Genomic DNA, 20,608 nt, shown 5'->3' with positions numbered 1-20,608 from the left:
ATCATGTCCGTTCACAGTTTGACCGGCAAGTGGGGGCAGTCATGCTGGGCGACGAAGAGGTGACGCGGTATCGTGCCATCTGGATTTCCGACATCCATCTGGGCACGCGCGGCTGTCAGGCTGACATGCTGCTGGATTTCCTGAAACATACAGAATCCGACCGGCTCTATCTGGTTGGCGATATTGTGGATGGCTGGCGGCTGAAGAAAAGCTGGTACTGGCCGCAAAGCCACAATGACGTGGTGCAGAAAATCCTGCGCCGCGCCCGCAAGGGGGCCCAGGTCTTCCTGATCCCCGGCAACCACGACGAAGCGTTCCGGGAATATATCGGGCTTCAGTTCGGTGGCGTAACGATCCTTGAGGATACGGTGCATACCGCCGCCGACGGCAAGCGCTATCTGGTAATCCATGGCGACCAGTTCGACGCCGTGGTGCGCTATGCCAAGTGGTTGGCCTTCGTGGGCGACAGTGCCTACACCTTCCTGCTGTGGCTGAACACGGCGGTGAACAAGGTCCGGCGCAAGCTGGGTTTCCCTTACTGGTCGCTGTCCGCCTATCTGAAGCACAAGACCAAAAAAGCCGTGGAATTCATCGGTGATTACGAAACCGCACTGACCGACGAGGCGCGGCGGCGGCAGGTCGATGGCGTCATCTGTGGCCATATTCACCATGCCGAGATGCGCGACATGGACGGCGTTCTCTATGTCAATGACGGGGATTGGGTCGAATCATGCACCGCTTTGGTCGAGCATCCGGATGGGCGGCTGGAAATCCTGCGCTGGGCGGATATTGTCGCCTCCCGCACGGCCCTGAAGGCGGCAGCGTGAAGCTGGTGATCGTGACGGATGCCTGGCATCCGCAGGTCAACGGCGTCGTCCGCACCCTGACGACGACGCGGGCCGAACTGGAACGGCTGGGCCATAAGGTGGAGGTGATTGCACCTGACCGGTTCCGCACCGTGCCCATGCCGACATATCCGGAAATCCGGCTGGCCCTGGCACCGGGCCGGCGGCTGCGGCAGATGATCGACGATGCCAAGCCCGACGCGATCCATATCGCCACTGAAGGGCCGCTGGGCTTTGCCGCACGGCGTTATTGCCTGAAGCGCGGCCTGCCCTTTACCACCGCCTATCACACCCGTTTTCCGGAATATGTGCGCGACCGGGCCCCGGTGCCACTGCGCCTGTCCTATGCCTTCGTCCGGCGGTTCCATTCACCGGCCCATTCGGTGATGGTGGCGACGGCCAGTATCGAGGCCGATCTGGTGAGCCGAGGCTTCACCAATATCCGCCGCTGGTCGCGCGGGGTGGATACGGACCTGTTCCGCCCGCGTGAGAAAAGCCTGTTCGACCATCTGCCCCGCCCCATTTTCCTGTCGGTCGGTCGGGTGGCGGTGGAAAAGAATATCGAGGCCTTCCTGTCGCTGGACCTGCCGGGCTCCAAGGTCGTTGTCGGCGACGGGCCGCAGAGGGCTGAATTGCAGGCGAAATATCCTGGCGTCACCTTTGTTGGTGCCAAGCATGGCGAGGAACTGGCCCGGCATTATGCTGCCGCCGATGTCTTCGTCTTCCCGTCGCGCACCGACACGTTCGGGCTGGTGCTGCTGGAAGCGCTGGCCAGCGGCCTGCCGGTGGCGGCCTTCCCTGTGCCGGGACCGCTGGATGTCATTGCCGACAGCCCCGCGGGCGTGCTGGATACCGATCTGCGCACCGCCTGCCTGAAAGCGGTGGGGATCAGCCCGGTGATCTGCCGCGACCATGCGCTGACCTTCTCCTGGCAGGCCTGCGCCCGTCAGTTTCTGGCCAATCTGCGCCCCTTCACACCGGAGGGGCTGGCCGATCAGGCAGCATAACGGGGCAAGGAACGCACATCACCCCCTAGCGAAACGCAACATTCGGACATTGCCCGTAAATAATGTTTCGATTATCCCTGTCTGCGGTGGTGTTAACCACACCATCCATCAACGCGCCGGTACCGGGAACGCAGTGCGGGTCAACTGATCCTAATCTGAGGCTATCCCTGTAACTGTAAGCGGCGAGTGTGACCTGCGGGCGGGGGCTATACCTCCGCAACCACTGGAAAGGCCCTGATGGGGCCGATCTGGGAAGGTGCAGGCCATGCGAGGACCCGTGAGCCAGGAGACCGACCGGCGGCGTGTCGCTCTCTGCTTTGGCTCAGGGGTTGGCCGGGGCACGGGTTTACTCTCGTCTTGAGCGACGAACGAGCGGCGGGAGCCGCATCGGACCATGCCGACGGGCGCCTTGATGATAAGGGCGTCCGCCTGTCGGCGTGCCCGACCGTTCGCGCGGACGCTCCCGTCAAATCGACTGACGCTGACGGTTGAGTTGTAATGATGTCGATTTCCCTGCGTTTCCGGCTTGCCGCCACAACCATGCTGGCGGCGCTGCCGGCTGCCGCCACCACCGCCCCCGTCATGGAAGCGGAAATCATCGTCACTGCCCGGTCCCTGGAGGAAACCCTGCCCCAGGAACTGGCTGCTTATGGCAGCGATGTAGAGACGGTGACCGACAAGCAAATCCGCGATGGCGGCTTTCGCGACGTGTCCCAAACACTTCAGATGCTGACGCCGGGCCTGCATATCGCCCCGCGCAGCGGCCCCTTCTCCTATATCGATGTCTCGCTGCAAGGCTCCCGCACGCAGGATGTGCTGTGGCTGGTGGATGGGGTGCGCATCAATAACCGGCTGTATAATTCCACCACCCCGGTCGACACATTGCCGGCCAGCATGGTGGAGCGGATCGAGGTGCTGAAGGGTGGGCAAAGCCTGTTCTACGGCACCCAGGCGGCGGCGGGTGCCGTCAATGTCGTCACACGCGGCTTTTCCGACACGCCAGACGGGCAGATCAATGCCGGCGGCGACAGCCGGGGCGGCTGGCATGTGGATGGCTATGCCCGTGGTGCCATGGGGCCGCACAAGCTGGTGGTCTATGGCACCAAGGACAAGGCGGATGGCTACCGCCCCTTCAGCGTGGTTCAGCCCAGCGCCACCGACACCAGGCAGAGCTATGATGTGCAATCCATCGGCGCCAAGTACCGGATCGATCTGGCCGAAGATCTGCGCCTGGACCTGCAATACCAGCACACCGATGCGACGCTGGACAATATCCAGCCCCGCGTGACCAAGCGCAGCTATAACCGCCGGGACGAGGAAATTGCCAGCCTGCGCCTGGATTATACGCCCACCGGGATCGCCCAGTTCTTCCTGAAGGGCTATTTCCATGATTGGGACACGACTTACGCCAATATCCAGAACAACCCGGTGACAGGCGCGGAGGTAGTGGTTTATCCCCCCGGCACCTATTGGGGCTATCAGGATTACGGCCTGAACGGGGTGGTGAAGCTGCATCCCCATCAGGGGCTGGATTATCTGCTGGGCTATGATTTCCAGAATTTCAAAGGCCGGGACGAGGTGCTGTTGATCGACGGCAAGACAGAACAGGTCCATGCCGGCATCCTGCAGATCCGTACCGACGATGATTTCTCCAAAAAGCTGAAGCTGGCCGCCGGCCTGCGCCACAATATCAGCGAGGGATCGGAGACCACGGTCTGGAATGTCAGCGGTCGCTACACGATCTCCGACGCGCTGTATGTGGAAGGGGTGGGTGGCACGTCCTTCCTGCTGCCGGATGCGGAAAAGCTGTTCGGCATCGACCCGTGCTGCGCACGCGGCAACCCCGATCTGGAAGCGGAGGAAAGCCGGTCGATCAATCTGTCCGTTGGCGGGGAGGCACCGGGACTGGCGGCCCTGTCCTGGCAGGCCACCTTCTTTGCCCGTGATATCGACAATCTGATCACCGATGATTACAGCAACCCCGCCTTTCCCGACGGCATCTACATCAATGTTGATGAGAAGGTGACGGTGCGCGGCGGGGAGTTCCAGCTCAACGCCCAACTGGGGGATGATTGGCGGGCCGGCGCCAGCTATACCATCACCCGCGCCCGCGACCAGGGATCTGACCGCCAGCGCGACCGCACACCCAAGCATTTCGGCAAGACATCACTTTATTACGAACCGGCGGACAGGCCGCTGGGGGCCAATCTGGCGCTGAACTGGGTGGGCAAAAGCTGGCAGACCGTCAGCGGCTTCGGTCGGCAAAGCTATGGCGATTACGTCATCCTGGATCTGGGACTGCATCTCTATCTGGATGGGGCGGACAGGCGGCACCGGCTGGGCCTGCGGCTGGAGAACGCCACGGGCAAGGAATATGCAACCCGCCTGGGATCAGCCCTGATTGACGGCAGCAGCCAGCGCTTCCTCTATGCCAACCGGGGCGTGCCGCGCACGCTGCATGTCAATTACGGCGTCAGCTTCTGATGGCCTTTGCCAAAGCCCGGAACGGGGGATCGACCGCGATGCGGTCGATCCTGTTCGCCCACCGCTGGCTGGGGGTGGTGCTGGGGCTGGTCATGACGGTCTGGTGCCTGTCCGGCTTCGTCATGCTGTATGTCGATTATCCCCGCCTGCTGCCGGCAGAGCGGTTGCAGGGGCTGGCACCGCTGGACCTGTCCGCCTGCTGCACCGCGCCGGCGGGGCTGGCAGAGGGGGCGGAATGGGCGGCAGCCCGGATTGAGATGCGGGACGGCAACCCGGTGCTGCGCCTGCGCCCGGCCAGCGATCCTGGCCGGCTGCGCAATGCCGAACAGGCCCGCGCCATGCCGCTGCTGACCGACCTGAACACGGGTCGCCAGCCGGAAGCACTTGAACCCGAAAGGGTGCGCATGCTGGCCCAGAATTTTGCCGAACGAATCGGTGTTCAGGGCGATGCCGGGCAGCCTGAACAGATCATCCAGGATCAATGGACGGTGCAGAATGCCAGGCGGCACCAGCCGCTTTACCGTGTGCCCTTTGATGATGATGCTGGCACGGTGATCTATATTGCCGCCGCCAGCGGCGAGGTGGTGCAGCAGACCACGGCCCATGAACGGTTCTGGGGCTGGCTGGGGGCTGTGCCGCACTGGCTGTACCCGACGCTGCTGCGCCAGGATACGGCCTTATGGGCGCAGGTGGTGATCTGGTTGTCGCTGGCCGGGTGTTTTCTGACCATCACCGGGTTGGTGGTGGGCATACAGCGCCTGCGCCGGCGGGATGGCAGCCTGTCCATCCCCTATCGCGGGCTGTGGCGCTGGCACCATATCACGGGGCTGACGGCAGGCGTGCTGACCCTGACCTGGGTTCTGTCAGGCCTGCTGTCCATGAACCCCTGGGGCCTGCTGGACAGTACGGCGGGCGGCCTGTGGCGGGCGCGGCTGGCCGGCGGGATCAGCGGGGCCGACATTGCCCGGATGCTGGCCATCGCCCCTACCCTGCCCTTGCCCCCGGATACGGTGGAGATGGAGGCAACCCCGCTGGACGGGCGCCTCTACCTCACCATCCGGACGGGGAACGGCATCCAGCAACGGTTTGACGCGCAGGGGCACGCGGCCCCGTTACAGCAAACTGATCTGGCCGCGGCCCTGGCCGGGCTGGGGCCTGTGGCAGAACTGGCGCTGATGCAGGGTCCGGATGATTATTATTACAGCCACAAATTCCCCATCCGGCTGCCGGTCTACCGGGCCATCCTGGCGGATGCCGACCAGACACGGCTTTATATTGATGCCGAGAGCGGCCAGCTTCTGCGCGCCGTGGATGGGCCGGCACGGGCCTTCCGCTGGTGGCAGGATGGTTTGCACAGTCTGGATTTTGCCTGGATGCGGGCCCGCCCGCTCTGGGATCTGATCATCCTGCCCTTGCTGGCGGCGGTGACGCTGGTGTGCGCTACCGGGACCTGGATGGGCATCCGTCGGCTGCGGCGTGACCTTCGTTCACGGCGCCGGAAATGAAGATCGGCGGCGCGGGGAAACAACCCGGCGCCGCCGACACTCATGCCTATTTCACGATGAAGCTCTCAAACCCGCCATAGATCATGCGCTTGCCGTCGAATGGCATTTCGGTGAAGGAACCCTTGATGCGGGGATCTTCCATCACCTCGGCATTGATCCGGTCCCGGTCCGCGCGGGAAGCGTAGGTGATCCAGGCGAAGACCACCACTTCATCCGCCGTAGCCTGGACGGACCGGGGGAAAGAGGTCAGCTCCCCATAGGGCACATCATCGCCCACCGCCTCGACATAGGAGAGGGCGCCCTTCTCCATCCACACTTCGGACGCGACGCGGGCCATTTCCTTATAGGCATCCATATTCGCCTTGGGCACTGCCAGGATGAAACCGTCAACATAGGGCATGGCATTTCCTCCTTCCGATTGGTTAATGAACCAAGGACGCAGCAGGACACCCGCAGCCGACAGGGCAGATCAAAAAAATCCGCCCTGCCCGATTTTTCCCTTCAACAGGGCCTGTCAGGCGCGCGATGCCGTCCAGGTACCGCCCCCTTCGATCTGGCCGCTGATCTTCTTGCCCGTCTCATCCACGGTGCCGGTATAGCGCTTGCCGTCAACGAAGAAGCTGATCTCCGCCCCGTTCATCCGGGCATCGCTGATTGCCAGGGTCTTGCCATCGCGGCGCAGGTTGCCGGCCAGCATCTGATAGGTCTGGTCCAGGCGCAACTCACCATTTTCCAGGCGCCAGCGCCCATCCACCTTGGCGGGGATGATCCATTTCAGCGCCTCGCAATAGCTGACGCAATCACCGCCGGCTTCGGCCCGCGCATCCGGCAGCCAGTCCCCCATATCGAAGGAGTTGGAGAGGACACGGGTGCCGGGCTTCATTTTCAGCAGGGTCGGGCGCAGCCGCACATTCAGGTCCGGCAGCAGGAACAGGGTGATGATGGTGGCCTTGGAGAAATCGGACTCAAAGATATCCGCCTTCTCGAACGTGGCGCGCTCGGCCACGCCCTCAATCTTGGCCGCCCGCTGCGACAGGGCCACCATGTCGGGATTATATTCAATGCCATGCGCCCGCGCGCCGCGCTTGGCGGCGGTGATCACGGTACGCCCATCGCCGGAGCCAAGGTCGATCAGGTAATCCTGGTCGGTCAGTTCGGCCATTTCCAGCATCCGGTCCACCAGCGCCTGCGGCGTCGGCACCCAGACAACATCCTTGCCCGCCTGGCCGGAACTGGGGGTGTAATTGTTGGCCGGCGGCGTATCGGCCAGGGCGGGGCCGAAAGCGAACAGAGAGATGGCGCTGGCAAGGGCAAGCCGGGGGAGAAGGGTCATGTCAGGTCTCTCTTCTGGTTGGAGGGGGGAGTGATCAGACCGGGATCAGGCTGCCCCACCCCGCCCTCGCGGCGGCGGAACAGCAGAAGGGGGGTGCCCGCCGCCAGCACGGCAAGGCCCAGCAGCGCCGACATGCCGGTATAGACGATGCTGGCATGGAGCATGTAGGCACAGGTCAGGCAGAACAGGATCGGGGTCAGCGGGTAGAGCGGCACCCGGTAGGGCAGCGGCCGGTCCGGTTCCCGCCAGCGCAGCATGAACAGGGCCAGCCCGACCAGCAGCAGGAAGCCCCAGAAGACAGGGGCGGTATAATCCACCATGGCCTTGAATCCGTCCGGCGTGGTAGCGCCCAGCGCCACCAGAACCAGGGACAGGACGGCCTGCAGGATCAACCCGTTGACCGGATTCTTGCCCCGCGCATTCCATTCCCCCACCCGCGGCAGCAGGGTCAGATCCCGCGCCATGGCGAAATAGATGCGCCCCCCGGTGAAGATGGTGGCGTTCAGGGTGGAGATACCGGCAACCACGATGCCGAGGCTGACAATCATGGCCCCGGACGGCCCGGCTGCCAGCCGCATCATATCCGCCACCACCGTGTCGGACGCGCGCAGCCCCTCCAGTCCCAGGATGGACAGGAGCGCCATATTGGCCAGCACATACAGCGCCACCAGGATGGCCGTGCCCAGAACCAGCACCTTGGCGATATTGTGGGGCGCGTTTTCCAACTCACCCGTCAGATAGGCGGCCTCGTTCCAGCCGCCATAGGTCAGCAGCACGAAGATCATCGCCATGCCCAGGGCCGCGGTTTCCGGCGCGACCGGCCGGGGAACAGCCGGCGGTTCGGCTGAACTGAAAAAGCCGAAACCGATAATGGCGACGATGGCCACGATCTCGATCAAGGTGACAATGACCTGAAGCCGTTTGCCCTGGACCGTGCCAATGACATTGACCCCGGTCAGAAGGATGATGGCGATTGCCGCATAAAGCGCCGACCCGTGCGGCCCCAGCGGGAAAACCGCGCCGGCATAATCGCCCAGCAGAAAGGCCACACCGGCAATGGCACCGGCCTGGATGACACCGCAGCGCGCCCAGCCGAACAGCATCGCCACCCGCTTGCCATAGGCCCGGGACAGGAAATGATATTCCCCCCCGGCATGGGGATGCGCGGCGGAAAGCTCGGCATAACAAAGCGCCCCCACCAGGGTGATGACACCGCCTGCGACCCAGACGGCGATGAAGCTGAACTCCGTCCCCACATTGGCCGCCACAATGGAAGGGGCACGGAAGATGCCGATCCCCAGCACCAGCCCCACCATGATGGTCACCGCGTCGAAGACGGACAGCGATGATTGGGGCTCGGCACGGGCTTGGGACGGCATACGGGAACCTCATCGGTCATGACGGCACGCCCACGGGAACCGCACAAGGCATTTCGCCTTGAACACACCAGCGGCCTGCACCAACAGGAATTTAGGATGCAGAAGCCGATAAAGTATGCCGCCCCTGATGATAATTTATGTCAGGAGATGTCAATATACTCATGCTCTACAATCCCTTAACAGTAATATTCCTTATGCCATATAAGGCGTATTCCCTTTATTCGGCACTCCTTCTTATCCTTTAATTGACCACTTTCTGACTGGACCTATCTCTAATAGAGGTATGCCACTTCATGTTTTCAGATATTTGGGATGAAGAGAAGCCTGCACGGGACGTTATCGAAATGGCTTCCAGGTTGACGGTTCGCAATTAGGAAAAGGCGGCCCCGGAACAGGGCCGCCTGCATCACTCAGATATGTGCAGGAATCTCCAGGGCTTCGCTTGGAATCGGTCAGATTTAGGCTAAGTGTCTGTCCGGAAGATTTTCGTTATTTATCAACATGTTAATGCTTTAATCCCGTCACCCCGGCGAAGGCCGGGGTCCAGTTCGTAGAGCAAAGCGCCTGTGATTCTGGACCCCGGCCTTCGCCGGGGTGACGGTAGCGTTTAAAAATAAGACGTGTAAGACGTTGAGATAACGTGAAACTTTCCGGACGGACTCTAAAGCAAATGGTGCTTTCCTACCGTCATTCCCGCGAAGGCGGGAATGACGAAAAAAGGGGCTTCTGCCTATCCCTGACAAACGCTAATTGCCCTGATGCCCGGTGGTGCCAGCCCCGATATGGGCGGCCAGGAACCGTTCCCAATTTTCCAGTACCGTCTGCATGTCGGCGGTATTGAGCGGGGAATGGTCCATTCCCTTGATCTCAACATATTCCACCTGTTTGCCGGCCTTGCGCAGGGCGGAGTCCATGTCGCGGCTATGCTGGACGAAAGCCTGGGCGTCACGGTCGCCATGAATCAGCAGCACCGGCACCTTGATGCGGTCGGCCAGATGGACGGGGGAATTGACCAGTAATTGCGCCGGCCCCTCGCCGAAGATGCGGTCGCGGTTGTAGTTCTTGGCGCGAATCCAGGCCAGCTCGTCATAAAGCCGTTCCATATTGGCGACCGGCGCCGTGGCGACGGCGCATTTGAACAGGTCCGGTGTCTTGATCGCCCCCATCAGGGCGGCGTAACCGCCATAGCTCCAGCCCAGGATGCACATGCGCTGCGGGTCGGCATAGCCTTGGGAAATGACCCAATGGGCCGCATCAGTGACATCATCCTGCATCACCCCGCCCCATTGCCGGAAGCCGGCCGCCTGGAAGGCCGTGCCATAACCGCTGGACCCCCGGAAATTTGGCTGGATCACGCCATAGCCCCGGCTGGCCAGGAACTGGGCCAACCGGTCAAAGCTGCCCGTATCCCTGACATAGGGCCCGCCATGGGGCATGATGATGAAAGGCAGATTGCGTCCGTCACTGCCCACGGGAAGGGTCAGGTAGGCTGGAATATCCAGCCCGTCGCGGGCCTTGAACTGGACCGGCTGGTGGGTGGCGACCAGATCCTGGGGCAGGTTGGGATAGGTATCGCCAAACAGGCTGAACTGCTTGGTTTCACGGTTGAACAGGCGATAGGTGGTGGGTTGGTTGGTGGCATAGCTGGCGATAAGGATCAACCGGTCATCCTTGGACGCATCAACGATGATTTCCCGGCTGTCCGGCAGCGCCTTGTCTAACAAATCTTGCAACTGCTGGCGGGCGGGGTCGATCCAGTGCCGCCGGGGCAGATCATCCACCCAGTCAAAGGCGACAACCGCCCCCCGCTCAAGAACGGCATCATCCACATCATACCGGTCATCGCCCAGCACCTTCTCCCCGATCTCATCCTTCTCCATATCGTAGAGATAGATGGAATCGCGGCCCTGCTCGTCCGGGGTGGAGACATAGAGCTTCTGGCCGTCTGCCGTGAAGCCCAACACGCTGAAAAGGCCTTCCCGGATGATATTGCTGCGGCGCATCGGTTTGTACATGCCACCCGCATCGCGCATCAGAAAGGACGCCACGCCTGACCGGTCATTATAGGTATAGGCGATCCGTACCTCCCCAGTCGGGTCGGGAAGATAGCCGCTGGCATTGCGTAAACCGCGGGAAACTCGGTTGAACCTCCCTGTATAAATATTTAGCTTTACAATATCCGGGTCCGGGCGACCGCTGGTTGGAAATAGTGCAAGAACATTTTCATTGTCAATATATTGCAATATTGGGGTGTGCTGAACATAGTAATTCCCGGCATTAGCGCCACGATTCAGCAAAACTTTGACGTTGCTGCCATCCCGATTGATGGCGACCATGCGCATGAACCGGATCGGCATCATGCCGGCAGTGGTTGCCAGCCGTTCGGTCGCCATGATGGTGAGGATCAGACGCTCATCATTCGCCCAATCAATGGCGATGATCTCCGCCTCATCCGGCGGGGCAAAGGCGGCGGGACGGGTGCCGGGCTCGGGGAGGGTTTTGTTGATCACCACATGCTGCCGCCCGCCCAGCGGCGCCAGATAGGCGACATGGCTGCCATCGGGTGACATTTCCACCGACGCCATTTCTGGCGGCTGGGCATAAAGCGTGACTGGCACCGTGGCCGCGACAGCCGGCATCATCCACAAGCTGGCAATCAAAACCCCAACCGACAGAAGGGAGCGCATACCCGACACCTTTCCCCAAAGACTGTTCTACTCATCAGGGAAATTATCGGGTCGCCATGCCACCATCAATATCAATTGGCGAAATTACACGTGATATGCACTCATTAGAAAATGATCTGGACTTATAGAAAACTATAAGGATCGATATCCACCTGCACACGCACGGATGCCGGGATTTCCACCTGGGCCAGCCAGTCTGCGAGAATGGGCTGAAGCGCCACATTCTTCGGCCCTTTCAGCAGCATCCGGCGGCGATGACGGCCGCGCAGCACCGCCAGCGGTGCCGGCGCAGGCCCCAGGATGGTTAAATCCTCACGGGCGCGGGGGGCCGTACGGCCCAGGCGGGAGGCTATCTGGTCCACCGCCCTTTCATCCTCACCAGAGATGATCAGCGCCGCCATACGGCCAAAGGGCGGCATTTCCATCGCGCGGCGCTGGTCGGCCTCCAGCGCCAGGAAACTGTCGCGATCATGCGCCGCCAGTGCCTGCATCACCGGGTTTTCCGGCATATGGGTTTGCAGCATCACCCGGCCTGGCCGGCTTTCACGCCCGGCGCGGCCCGCCACCTGGTGCAGAAGCTGGAAGGTCCGCTCCCCCGCCCGCAGATCGCCGCCGCCCAGCCCCAGATCGGCATCAACAACCCCCACCAGGGTCAGCAGCGGGAAATGGTGGCCCTTGGCCATGACCTGGGTGCCGATCAACAGGTCGATCTCCCCCGCCTTCACCTGTTCGATGACATTCTGCATGGCACGCGGGCCAACCAGCGTGTCCGATGTCATCACCGCCACGCGGGCCTCGGGGAACAGGTTGGTCACCTCCTCCGCCACCCGCTCCACGCCAGGACCGCAAGCGACGAAGCTGCCTTCCGCTTCGCATTGCGGGCAATGGTCCGGGCTATGGGCATTATAGCCGCAATGATGGCATTGCAGCCGCCGCGTCAGCCGATGTTCCACCAGCCAGGCGGTGCAATGCGGGCATTGCAGCCGGTGACCGCAGGACCGGCACAGTGTCAGGGGCGCATAGCCGCGCCGGTTCAGGAACAGCATCCCCTGTTCGCCGGCCAGCATCGTCTCCGCCAGCGCTTCGCGCAGGATGGGGGACAGCCAGTGCCGGGCGGGGGGTGCCGCCTCTTTCCGGCGCAGGTCGATCAGGGTGACATCCGGCATGGAGGCCCCGCCATGGCGGGCCGGCAGGTCGATCCGGGCATAGCGCCCGGCTTCCGCATTGGTCAGCGTTTCCAGTGACGGCGTGGCGCTGGCCAGCACGATGGGGATCTGCCCCAGATGGGCGCGGACCACCGCCATGTCGCGGGCATGGTAGACAACCCCCTCCTCCTGCTTGAAGGCGGCCTCATGCTCCTCATCCACCACGATCAGGCCCAGATCAGGGTAGGGCAGGAACAGGGCAGACCGGGCACCGACGATCACACGCGCCTCCCCGCTGGCCACGGCCCGCCAGGTATGGCGGCGCAAGGGTGGCGCCATGTCGGAATGCCATTCCGCCGGCCGCACGCCGAACCGGCCGGCAAACCGGTCCAGCCATTGCGCCGACAAGGCGATTTCCGGCAGCAGCACCAGCACCTGCCGACCGTTGCGCAAGGCTTCCGCCACCGCCTCGAAATAGACCTCCGTCTTGCCGGACCCGGTCACCCCATCCAGCAGGGTGGCGGAATAGGCGGCCGCATCCACCCGTGCCGTCAGCATATCGGCGGCAATGCGCTGATCCCCCGACAGGGTTTTCGGCGAGGCGGCGGGATCGGGCACAGGAAAGCGCGGTAAAGCCCGCATGGGCACCGGCATCAGGGCGCCAGCATCGGCGAGCGAGCGGATCACGGCAGGGCCACACCCGGCCTCTGCCGCCAGATCGGCGGCCAGACGCGGCGGCCCGTCCAGCAGCAATTCCAGCACCCGCTTGCGCGCGGGCGTCAGGCGCAGGCCGTCCGGCAACTCCTCCCCCTCGGCCCGCATATAGGCGGTCAGGGCCCGCGGCTCCTCCAGCGCGGCGGAAACGGATACCGCCATGCGCATCACCGCCCCCACGGGCGACATGGTGTAGCTGGCCACCCATTCGATGAAGCGGCGGGTCACCGCCGGCATGGGCGGCAGGTCAAAGGTTCGGACGAGGCCGCGCAGCTTGGTATCGGCCACCCGGTCGCCGGGCGCGGCCTGGGCGTCTGGCGCATCATCCCAGACCACACCGAACAGGCGGCGCGGGCCCAGCGGCACTTCCACATAGGTGCCAGGGGGGGCTGCCATGCCGGGCGGCACCTTGTAATCATAGGGTTCCGGCAGCGGCAAAGGCAGCAGCACGCGCACACGCCGCACCGGTGCGGCGGCGGCAACAGCCGGCACCGCATTGCCCAGAAGATCGCCCTGTCCGTTCCCGTCCGTCACCCAGCTACCCCGGTCACCATCATTGGTCCCGACCGGTTGTTACCATTGCCGGCGGTCACTTCACCAGCAGGCGATGGATGACCAGCCCGGTCAAGGCGCAACCGGCCAGCACCAGGCACATGGGCAGCGGCGTGCCATCGGACAACAACCCCACAAGGGCGCCAGCCCCCGCCCCCAGGCAAAGCTGCATCGCCCCGGACAAGGCGGAGGCGGAGCCCGCCAGATGCGGGAAAATAGCCATGGACCCGGCCATGCCATTCGCCCCCACCAGCCCCATCCAGCCCAGATAGCAAAAAAGCGGGATGGCGATGCCGACGATGCCGCCAATGCCGGTGACCGCCAGGGTCAGCAGCACCAGACCGGTTGCCGCCGTGGCAAACAGGCCCAGCATCATCAGCCGGTCCACGCCCAGCCGCAGCACCAGCCGGCTGTTGACGATGGACATCATCATCATGGCCAGCACATTGACACCAAACAGGTAGCCGAAATGCTCCGGCGCAACCTTGAAATACTCGATATAAATAAAGGGCGTGCCGGAGATATAGGCGAACATGCCGGCAGAGACGAAGCCCCCCGACAGGGCATAGCCGAGATAACGGCGATTCCCCAGCAGGGTCAGATAATTACGCAGCAAGTTGCCGCCCGATGATGAAACGGGTTTGGTTTCCGGCAAGGTCAGCAGACCCAGGCCGGCAATGAAGCCAAACCCGCAGAGCAGCCAGAAAATCGCCCGCCAGCCCACATGCGTCAGGATCTGGCCGCCGATCACCGGGGCCACCAGCGGCGCCGCCCCCATTACCAGCATCATCAGCGACATGACCGAAGCACCCTTGTCCCGGTCAAAGGCGTCACGGACCATGGCGCGGGCCAGGACGGGGGCGGCGCAAGCGCCGATGCCCTGCATCATGCGCCAGCCGGCCAGCGCCCAGATATTGCCAGCCAGCGCACAGCCGGCGCTGGAGATGATGAACAGGGCGATACCCGCCGCCGCCGGCTTGCGCCGGCCGAAACGGTCGCCCATCGGCCCCCACATCAACTGCGCTACGCCATAACCAATGAGGAACAGGGACAGGGTCAGCTGCACCGTCGCCTGATCGGCCCCCAGGTCGCGGCCAATGGCCGGCAGGCCGGGCAGATACATGTCGATCGCCATCGGGCCGAACATGGTCAACACGCCCAACACCACGACGAACCACGTCATGCTGACACCCGGCGGAAGACCGGTGGGTGGGGGGACGGCCTGACCGCCGGCGGAAATGGCGGAAGCTCCCGCGGCATCGTCGCGGTTACGCATGGGGCTAATCTCTCGAACGGATCGGGTATGGGGTCTTTAACCGGCTATCCCAGCTGCCCCTTCAATTGACCTAACAATTAACATTGCCGTCCCGGCACGGGCAGGCCAGCCCCGCCATGGCAGCCGCCCGCCTGCCGCATGGCGCCCATGGCCGGCCGGAGGCTGCGGCACGCTGGCAGGTCTGGCGGCACTTGGCTATTGTCCGGCCCCAAGCCGACGGGCGTGGCCCGTCACCCGCCCCACGCCCGTCAGGACGATCCCCATGAAGTTCTTCGTCGATACCGCCGACCTCGCCGAAATCCGCGATCTGGCCGCCACCGGCCTGCTGGATGGCGTCACCACCAACCCGTCGCTGATCGCCAAGGCCGGTCGCAACTTCATCGATCTGGTGGCGGAAATCTGCGAAGTCGTCTCCGGTCCGGTAAGCGCCGAAGTGGCTGCCACCGACTATGAGACGATGCTGGCCGAAGGCAAGCACCTGTCCAAGATCGCCCCGAACGTGGCCGTGAAGGTGCCGCTGACCCCCGCCGGCCTGAAGGTCTGCCGCGCCCTGGCCAATGAAGGCACCATGGTCAATGTGACCCTGTGCTTCTCCGCCGCCCAGGCCATCCTGGCCGCCAAGGCCGGTGCCGCCTTCGTGTCGCCCTTCGTTGGTCGCCTGGATGATATCGGCCAGAACGGCCTGGGCCTGATCCAGGAAATCGTGGAAATCTACAACGCCTACCCGGCCTTCACGACCGAGGTGCTGGTGGCTTCCGTGCGCAACCCGATCCATGTTGTGGAATCGGCCCGCATGGGCGCCCATGTCGCCACCATGCCGCCGAACGTGATCCGCCAGTTGGCCCACCACCCGCTGACCGACAAGGGCCTGTCCCAGTTTGTGGCCGATTGGGCCAAGACCGGCCAGTCCATCCTTGACCAGAAGCTGCCGGTCCGCGACTAATCGGCATCTGCTAGGCAAGATCAAAGGCCGCCGATGACATCCGGACCGGAAAACCTCGTCCCCCATCCCATGGATGAGTTGACGGCCGACGATGTGGCGGCCTTCCTGCAGGACCATCCGGATTTCCTGTCGCGGCGGCCCGATCTGGTCCGCCACCTGCTGCCGCCGCCATCCGAACATGGCGGCGGCGTGGTGGATATGCGGGATTTCCTGCTGGAAAGACTGCGCGGGGATGTGAACCGGCTGACCGATCAGCAGAAGCTGCTGGTCGATGCCACCCGCGCCAATCTGTTGAACCAGCGCCGTGTGCATGCCGCCGTGCTGCACATGCTATCCAGCCCCAGCCTGGAAGCGCTGGTGGAAACCATCACCGCCGATCTGGCCGTGCTGCTGGACCTGGATGCCGCCATCCTGCTGATGGAACAGCAAAGCGATGATGTGCTTTCCCTGGGCCCCGCCGGGGTGACCATGGCTGCCAGGGGCGCCGTCAACCGCCTGCTGGGCCGCGCCGATGTGGCCTTGCGGGCCGATATCCAGGGTCATGCCGATCTGTGGGGCGACCGGGCCGGCACGATCCGGTCAGAAGCGCTGGTCCGCCTGCGCTTTGGCGACGATGACACGGAAGAAACACTGGGCCTGCTGGCCTTCGGATCAGTGGAACCGGCCATGTTCCATCCCGGACAGGCGACCGACCTGCTGATGTTCCTGGCCGGCGTGGTGGAACGCACCATCCACCAGCATCTGGATTGATGCCATGGCAGCGCCCAGCCTGGGCTTTGCCGCCCAACCCGACCTTCTGGACGCAATTGCCCGCTGGCAGCGCTGGCTGCTGACGGAGAAGGGCTGCGCGCCCGCCACGCTGCGGTCCTACAATACCGACCTGCAGGGTTTCCTGGCCTTCATCACGGATTATCGCGGCAAGGCGCCGGGGCTGAACGACCTGTCGCGCCTGACCCTGGCGGATTTCCGCGCCTGGCTGTCGGCACGCGCCGGCGGTGGCGCCGGGGCCGCCACCCGCGCCCGCGGGCTGGCTGGGGTACGCAACCTGTTCCGCTGGCTGGACCGGGACGGGATCGTTCATAACCCCGCCATCCAGATCCTGGGCAGTCCCAAGGTCAAGCGCCCCCTGCCCCGGCCCCTGACCGCGCCGGATGCCGCCGGCCTGCTGGAAGCCGCCGCCGACCAGCATGACGCGCCCTGGGTGGGCCTGCGCGACCGTGCCCTGTTCACCCTGCTTTATGGCTGCGGCCTGCGTATTTCCGAAGGGTTGGCCCTGAACCGGAATGATCTGCCGCCGGGCGCCAGCACCGTCCGGGTGCTGGGCAAAGGCTCAAAGGAGCGGCAGGTGCCGGTGCTGGCAGCGGTACATACGGCCCTGACCCACTATCTGGAAGCCTGCCCCTACAAACTGTCCGACAGCGCCCCCCTGTTCCTGGGGGTGCGGGGGGAGCGGCTGAACGCATCGGTCGCGCGGCGGAACATGCAGCAGTTGCGCGCCGTCATGGGCCTGCCGGACAGCGCTACACCCCATGCGCTGCGCCACAGCTTCGCGACCCATCTGCTGGGCGCTGGGGCGGATTTGCGCGCCATCCAGGATCTGCTGGGCCATGCCAGCCTGTCCACCACCCAGCGCTATACCGACGTGGATACCGAAAAGCTGCTGGAAGTGTATGAGAAAGCCCATCCCAGGGCGCGGTAGCGTTTCGTCCCGTGGTTCCATCCAGCAGCGCGTTCAGTGCCAAGATGGAAAAGGCACACCCTCTGGATAGGTTAAAAGGACGGCATCAAGAGCGATAAGTTAGACGGGTATTGGTTGTGGACAGTCGCAAGGCTGTTACTGCTGAGGGAAACACCCGATATGGCTTTAGGCATCATGCGTTTTGTGACGCTGCTGACGCTTTCCCTCGGCCCCGCGCTGGCCGCCATGGCGGCTGAAGATGCCAAACCCCTGCGTCTGGTCACCAATATCGCGCCCCCTTATCAGATGCTGGTGAACGGCAAACTCGGCGGCTCTTCCACCGAGGCACTCGATTGCATCATGAAAGCGATGAATGTGCCCTACGAGGTGGAAGTCGCCCCCTGGCCCCGGGCGCGGGAGCAGGTGCGGGTGGGCACCATGGATGGCTTCTTCTCCGTCGCGCCGGAATCGGAGCCGGATGCGGATGGCCGCCTGTCCCAGCCCCTGGCATTGGAGCGGTGGCTCTGGGTAATTCCGGCGGATAGCCAGATTACAAGCACGGGACTTCTATCCGGCAGGCCCGATGCCCGTGTGGGGGCCGTGATGGGGTCCAACCAGCTTAAATGGCTGCAGCGCAATCAATTCACCGCCGATGATTCCGCCCGCTCCGCCACTCAGCTCCTGCGCATGCTGGCCGGCGGGCGGCTTCAGGCTGTCCTGATGGATGAAGCCGGTTTGACCTTGGCCCTGACAGAAGCCGGTATTCCGCCAGAGAACGTAAAAACCAGTTTCCAGAAATATGCCCCGCTGGGTGTCTATTTCTCCGCTCAGCTTTTGCAGCAACAACCCGGTTTCCTGAAGGATTTCAATGACCGAATCGGTGCTTGTGCCGCTGCCAACTTCCAGCTCCCCGATCGGGAACGTGCAGAGGTGGAGCGCGATGCCCGCCGTATCCTGGAAAAACTGCGCCGCGACCCGGAACTGATCGACGCCATGACCGGCGGTTCCCGTCAGCATGCGGGGCTTACCAAGGCAGAATTGCTGGAACAGGACCGGCTCTATCTGGCCCAGTTGCAGGCCGGTGATGGCAGCATCCTCAAAGGTCTGCGCGAGGCCACCGCCTCCAAACGCCTGACCGACCTGCTGAAGATGGAAAAAGGGATCGTGGGAGAGTTGATGGCCTTCGACAGGAGTGGCCTCACCATCGCCGCAGCCCACCTGCCCAGCGACTATTGGCAGGGGGATGAAAGCAAATTCACCCGCACGGTCGCGGAAGGCGCCAACGCCCTTTTCATCGATACCATCGCCTTCGACCAGTCCAGCGGCCTGTTCCTGGTACAGGTCAGCCTGAGTGTGACCGATCCCGACAGCGGAGAGGTGATTGGCGGGCTGACCATCGGGCTGGATGTGGAACATGCCTTGATCAACTAAAGCGGACGGCCATGAAAAAGGCGGCGCCGGTTACCCGACGCCGCCTGGAACTTCGGACCTTCCGGTCCACACCTCACGGTGGAGATCACATATGGATCGCACGGCCATCGACGGCCAGGGCTGCTTCCTTGATCGCCTCGGTCAGGGTCGGGTGGGCATGGCTGGTACGGGCCACATCTTCCGAGGAGGCGCCGAACTCCACGGCCAGGCACAGTTCCTCGATCATCTCGCCGGCGGAAGCGCCGATGATATGGGCACCCAGGATCTTGTCCGTCTTGGCATCGGCCAGGATCTTCACGAAGCCATCGGTCGCGTTCATGGAACGGGCGCGGCCATTGGCGGTGAACGGGAACTTGCCGGCCTTGTAGGCGACGCCTTCGGCCTTCAACTGCTCTTCCGTCTTGCCGACGGTGGCGATTTCCGGCCAGGTGTAAACAACGCCGGGGATGGCGTCGTAATTCACATGCCCGGACTGGCCCGCCATCACCTCGGCGGCGACCACGCCCTCTTCTTCCGCCTTGTGGGCCAGCATCTGGCCGGCGATCACGTCACCGATGGCCCAGATGCCCGCCACATTGGTGCGGAAATGATGGTCGGTCTTGACGCGGCGGCGCTCATCCAGTTCCACGCCCACGGCTTCCAGGCCCAGCCCTTCCGTGTAGGGACGGCGACCGATGGCGACCAGCACGATATCGGCCTCGATCGTCTCCGCATTGCCGCCCTTGGCCGGCTCCACCGTCAGCTTCACGGTCTCACCTTCGACGGTGGCGCCCGTCACCTTGGTGGACAGCTTGAACTCAATCCCCTGCTTGCCGAAAATGCGCTGGGACTGCTTGGAGACCTCGCCATCCATGGTCGGCAGGATGCGGTCCAGATATTCGATCACGGTAACCTTGGCGCCCAGGCGCTGATAGACCGAGCCCAGTTCCAGACCGATCACGCCACCGCCGATGACCACCATGCGGCCCGGCACCTTCTCCAGCACCAGCGCGCCGGTGGAGGAGACGATCCGCTTCTCGTCGATGGTGACGCCGGGCAGCGGCATCACATCGGAACCGGTAGCGATCAGGATGTTCTTGGCGGTCACTTCCTCAGTGGCGCCATCTTCCTTGGTCACCAGGACCACGCCTTGGGCCTTGATGGAACCCTTGCCGAGGATGCGGGTGACCTTGTTCTTCTTGAACAGGAAATCCACGCCCGTGACGTTGGACTTCACCACCTCGTCCTTGTGCTTCATCAGGCCGGCATAATCCAGCTCGACCCCGGACACCTTCACGCCGAAGGAGGCCAGGTGATGCTGGGCCTCGTTATACTTTTCCGACGCGACCAGCAGGGCCTTGGACGGGATACAGCCGACATTCAGGCAGGTGCCGCCGAGAGTCTTGCGCATTTCCACGCACGCCACGCGCATGCCAAGCTGCGCCGCGCGGATGGCGGCAACATAACCGCCGGGACCGGCACCAATGACGACGAGATCGAATTGCGTGTCCGCCATGGGAATGACCATCCATTCAATGTTGGGCGCCCGTCCAGGGGCGTTTCTTCAGGCTGTGCCCGTTATGGCAAGCCACGGGGCCGCTGTCCACCGCCCGACCGTTGGGCCTGCTGCCGCCATCCGGCATGGCTTGG

The 20,608-nt window shown here is 63.4% G+C and carries 15 protein-coding genes and 1 riboswitch; of the genes, 8 read left to right on the top strand and 7 right to left on the bottom strand.

Features of this window, described 5'->3' with window-relative positions:
• Positions 1 to 41: 41 nt before the first annotated feature.
• The 4 genes from G473_RS0115100 to G473_RS0115085 all read left to right on the top strand — a co-directional run bounded on the left by G473_RS0115100 (position 42) and on the right by G473_RS0115085 (position 5,841).
• Positions 42 to 827, top strand: coding sequence for a UDP-2,3-diacylglucosamine diphosphatase (locus G473_RS0115100; RefSeq protein ID WP_029013787.1), 786 nt, complete (start codon positions 42 to 44; stop codon positions 825 to 827).
• Positions 824 to 1,852 (top strand): glycosyltransferase family 4 protein, encoded by a 1,029-nt coding sequence (locus G473_RS0115095; RefSeq protein WP_029013786.1) that lies wholly within the window; start codon positions 824 to 826, stop codon positions 1,850 to 1,852. Before G473_RS0115100 ends, G473_RS0115095 begins: the two co-directional genes overlap by 4 nt.
• A 67-nt stretch (positions 1,853 to 1,919) precedes the next feature.
• Positions 1,920 to 2,165: riboswitch (cobalamin riboswitch) on the top strand.
• 185 nt (positions 2,166 to 2,350) lie between these two features.
• Positions 2,351 to 4,336: a TonB-dependent receptor plug domain-containing protein gene (locus tag G473_RS0115090; protein WP_029013785.1), complete on the top strand. Its 1,986-nt coding sequence runs from the start codon at positions 2,351 to 2,353 to the stop codon at positions 4,334 to 4,336.
• A 38-nt stretch (positions 4,337 to 4,374) separates the two neighbouring features.
• The gene (locus G473_RS0115085) at positions 4,375 to 5,841 is read left to right on the top strand and encodes a PepSY domain-containing protein (RefSeq protein ID WP_029013784.1); all 1,467 of its coding nucleotides are present in this window, start codon (positions 4,375 to 4,377) and stop codon (positions 5,839 to 5,841) included.
• 46 nt (positions 5,842 to 5,887) lie between these two features.
• Here G473_RS0115085 and G473_RS0115080 read toward each other — a convergent pair whose 3' ends face one another.
• The 6 genes from G473_RS0115080 to G473_RS27140 form a co-directional block, all read right to left on the bottom strand.
• Positions 5,888 to 6,241, bottom strand: a complete 354-nt coding sequence (locus tag G473_RS0115080; RefSeq protein ID WP_029013783.1) for a DUF1428 domain-containing protein — start codon at positions 6,239 to 6,241, stop codon at positions 5,888 to 5,890.
• A 114-nt stretch (positions 6,242 to 6,355) separates the two neighbouring features.
• The gene (locus G473_RS0115075; RefSeq protein WP_029013782.1) at positions 6,356 to 7,174 is read right to left on the bottom strand and encodes an SAM-dependent methyltransferase; all 819 of its coding nucleotides are present in this window, start codon (positions 7,172 to 7,174) and stop codon (positions 6,356 to 6,358) included.
• Positions 7,171 to 8,553: an APC family permease gene (locus G473_RS27145; protein ID WP_051330321.1), complete on the bottom strand. Its 1,383-nt coding sequence runs from the start codon at positions 8,551 to 8,553 to the stop codon at positions 7,171 to 7,173. Before G473_RS27145 ends, G473_RS0115075 begins: the two co-directional genes overlap by 4 nt.
• Positions 8,554 to 9,299: 746 nt before the next feature.
• A complete protein-coding gene (locus tag G473_RS0115065; protein WP_029013781.1) occupies positions 9,300 to 11,240 on the bottom strand; it encodes an alpha/beta hydrolase family protein in 1,941 nt (646 codons plus the stop codon).
• 122 nt (positions 11,241 to 11,362) lie between these two features.
• Positions 11,363 to 13,633: a primosomal protein N' gene (locus tag G473_RS0115060; protein WP_084438191.1), complete on the bottom strand. Its 2,271-nt coding sequence runs from the start codon at positions 13,631 to 13,633 to the stop codon at positions 11,363 to 11,365.
• 55 nt (positions 13,634 to 13,688) lie between these two features.
• Positions 13,689 to 14,927: a Bcr/CflA family multidrug efflux MFS transporter gene (locus G473_RS27140; RefSeq protein ID WP_245580078.1), complete on the bottom strand. Its 1,239-nt coding sequence runs from the start codon at positions 14,925 to 14,927 to the stop codon at positions 13,689 to 13,691.
• 262 nt (positions 14,928 to 15,189) lie between these two features.
• Here G473_RS27140 and fsa point away from each other — a divergent pair, with 262 nt between their 5' ends.
• The 4 genes from fsa to G473_RS0115035 all read left to right on the top strand — a co-directional run bounded on the left by fsa (position 15,190) and on the right by G473_RS0115035 (position 18,979).
• Entirely contained in the window at positions 15,190 to 15,870 is a 681-nt protein-coding gene (gene fsa, locus G473_RS0115050; RefSeq protein ID WP_029013779.1) for a fructose-6-phosphate aldolase, read from the top strand.
• 33 nt (positions 15,871 to 15,903) lie between these two features.
• On the top strand, positions 15,904 to 16,620 hold the full coding sequence (locus G473_RS0115045) for a DUF484 family protein (RefSeq protein ID WP_029013778.1): 717 nt from the start codon (positions 15,904 to 15,906) through the stop codon (positions 16,618 to 16,620).
• A 4-nt stretch (positions 16,621 to 16,624) separates the two neighbouring features.
• The gene (locus G473_RS0115040; RefSeq protein WP_029013777.1) at positions 16,625 to 17,569 is read left to right on the top strand and encodes a tyrosine recombinase XerC; all 945 of its coding nucleotides are present in this window, start codon (positions 16,625 to 16,627) and stop codon (positions 17,567 to 17,569) included.
• A gap of 159 nt (positions 17,570 to 17,728) precedes the next feature.
• A complete protein-coding gene (locus tag G473_RS0115035; RefSeq protein ID WP_029013776.1) occupies positions 17,729 to 18,979 on the top strand; it encodes a substrate-binding periplasmic protein in 1,251 nt (416 codons plus the stop codon).
• Positions 18,980 to 19,064: 85 nt separating this feature from the next.
• Here the strand turns inward: G473_RS0115035 and lpdA are convergent, their stop codons facing one another.
• Positions 19,065 to 20,474 (bottom strand): dihydrolipoyl dehydrogenase, encoded by a 1,410-nt coding sequence (gene lpdA, locus G473_RS0115030; RefSeq protein WP_029013775.1) that lies wholly within the window; start codon positions 20,472 to 20,474, stop codon positions 19,065 to 19,067.
• Between the last annotated feature and the right edge of the window lie 134 nt (positions 20,475 to 20,608).

The organism is Niveispirillum irakense DSM 11586 (assembly GCF_000429645.1).
Classification (GTDB): domain Bacteria; phylum Pseudomonadota; class Alphaproteobacteria; order Azospirillales; family Azospirillaceae; genus Niveispirillum; species Niveispirillum irakense.
This window is presented reverse-complemented; position numbering and strand designations above follow the sequence as displayed.

What these genes read in the sequence shown, in the direction of transcription:
- G473_RS0115040 (WP_029013777.1), top strand. Translation starts at nt 16,625, where the DNA reads ATGGCAGCGCCCAGCCTGGGCTTTGCCGCCCAACCCGACCTTCTGGAC.
- G473_RS27140 (WP_245580078.1), bottom strand. Translation starts at nt 14,927, where the DNA reads ATGCGTAACCGCGACGATGCCGCGGGAGCTTCCGCCATTTCCGCCGGC.
- G473_RS0115075 (WP_029013782.1), bottom strand. Translation starts at nt 7,174, where the DNA reads ATGACCCTTCTCCCCCGGCTTGCCCTTGCCAGCGCCATCTCTCTGTTC.
- fsa (WP_029013779.1), top strand. Translation starts at nt 15,190, where the DNA reads ATGAAGTTCTTCGTCGATACCGCCGACCTCGCCGAAATCCGCGATCTG.
- G473_RS0115100 (WP_029013787.1), top strand. Translation starts at nt 42, where the DNA reads ATGCTGGGCGACGAAGAGGTGACGCGGTATCGTGCCATCTGGATTTCC.
- G473_RS0115080 (WP_029013783.1), bottom strand. Translation starts at nt 6,241, where the DNA reads ATGCCCTATGTTGACGGTTTCATCCTGGCAGTGCCCAAGGCGAATATG.
- G473_RS0115090 (WP_029013785.1), top strand. Translation starts at nt 2,351, where the DNA reads ATGATGTCGATTTCCCTGCGTTTCCGGCTTGCCGCCACAACCATGCTG.
- G473_RS0115085 (WP_029013784.1), top strand. Translation starts at nt 4,375, where the DNA reads ATGCGGTCGATCCTGTTCGCCCACCGCTGGCTGGGGGTGGTGCTGGGG.
- G473_RS27145 (WP_051330321.1), bottom strand. Translation starts at nt 8,553, where the DNA reads ATGCCGTCCCAAGCCCGTGCCGAGCCCCAATCATCGCTGTCCGTCTTC.
- lpdA (WP_029013775.1), bottom strand. Translation starts at nt 20,474, where the DNA reads ATGGCGGACACGCAATTCGATCTCGTCGTCATTGGTGCCGGTCCCGGC.
- G473_RS0115035 (WP_029013776.1), top strand. Translation starts at nt 17,729, where the DNA reads ATGGCTTTAGGCATCATGCGTTTTGTGACGCTGCTGACGCTTTCCCTC.
- G473_RS0115045 (WP_029013778.1), top strand. Translation starts at nt 15,904, where the DNA reads ATGACATCCGGACCGGAAAACCTCGTCCCCCATCCCATGGATGAGTTG.
- G473_RS0115065 (WP_029013781.1), bottom strand. Translation starts at nt 11,240, where the DNA reads ATGCGCTCCCTTCTGTCGGTTGGGGTTTTGATTGCCAGCTTGTGGATG.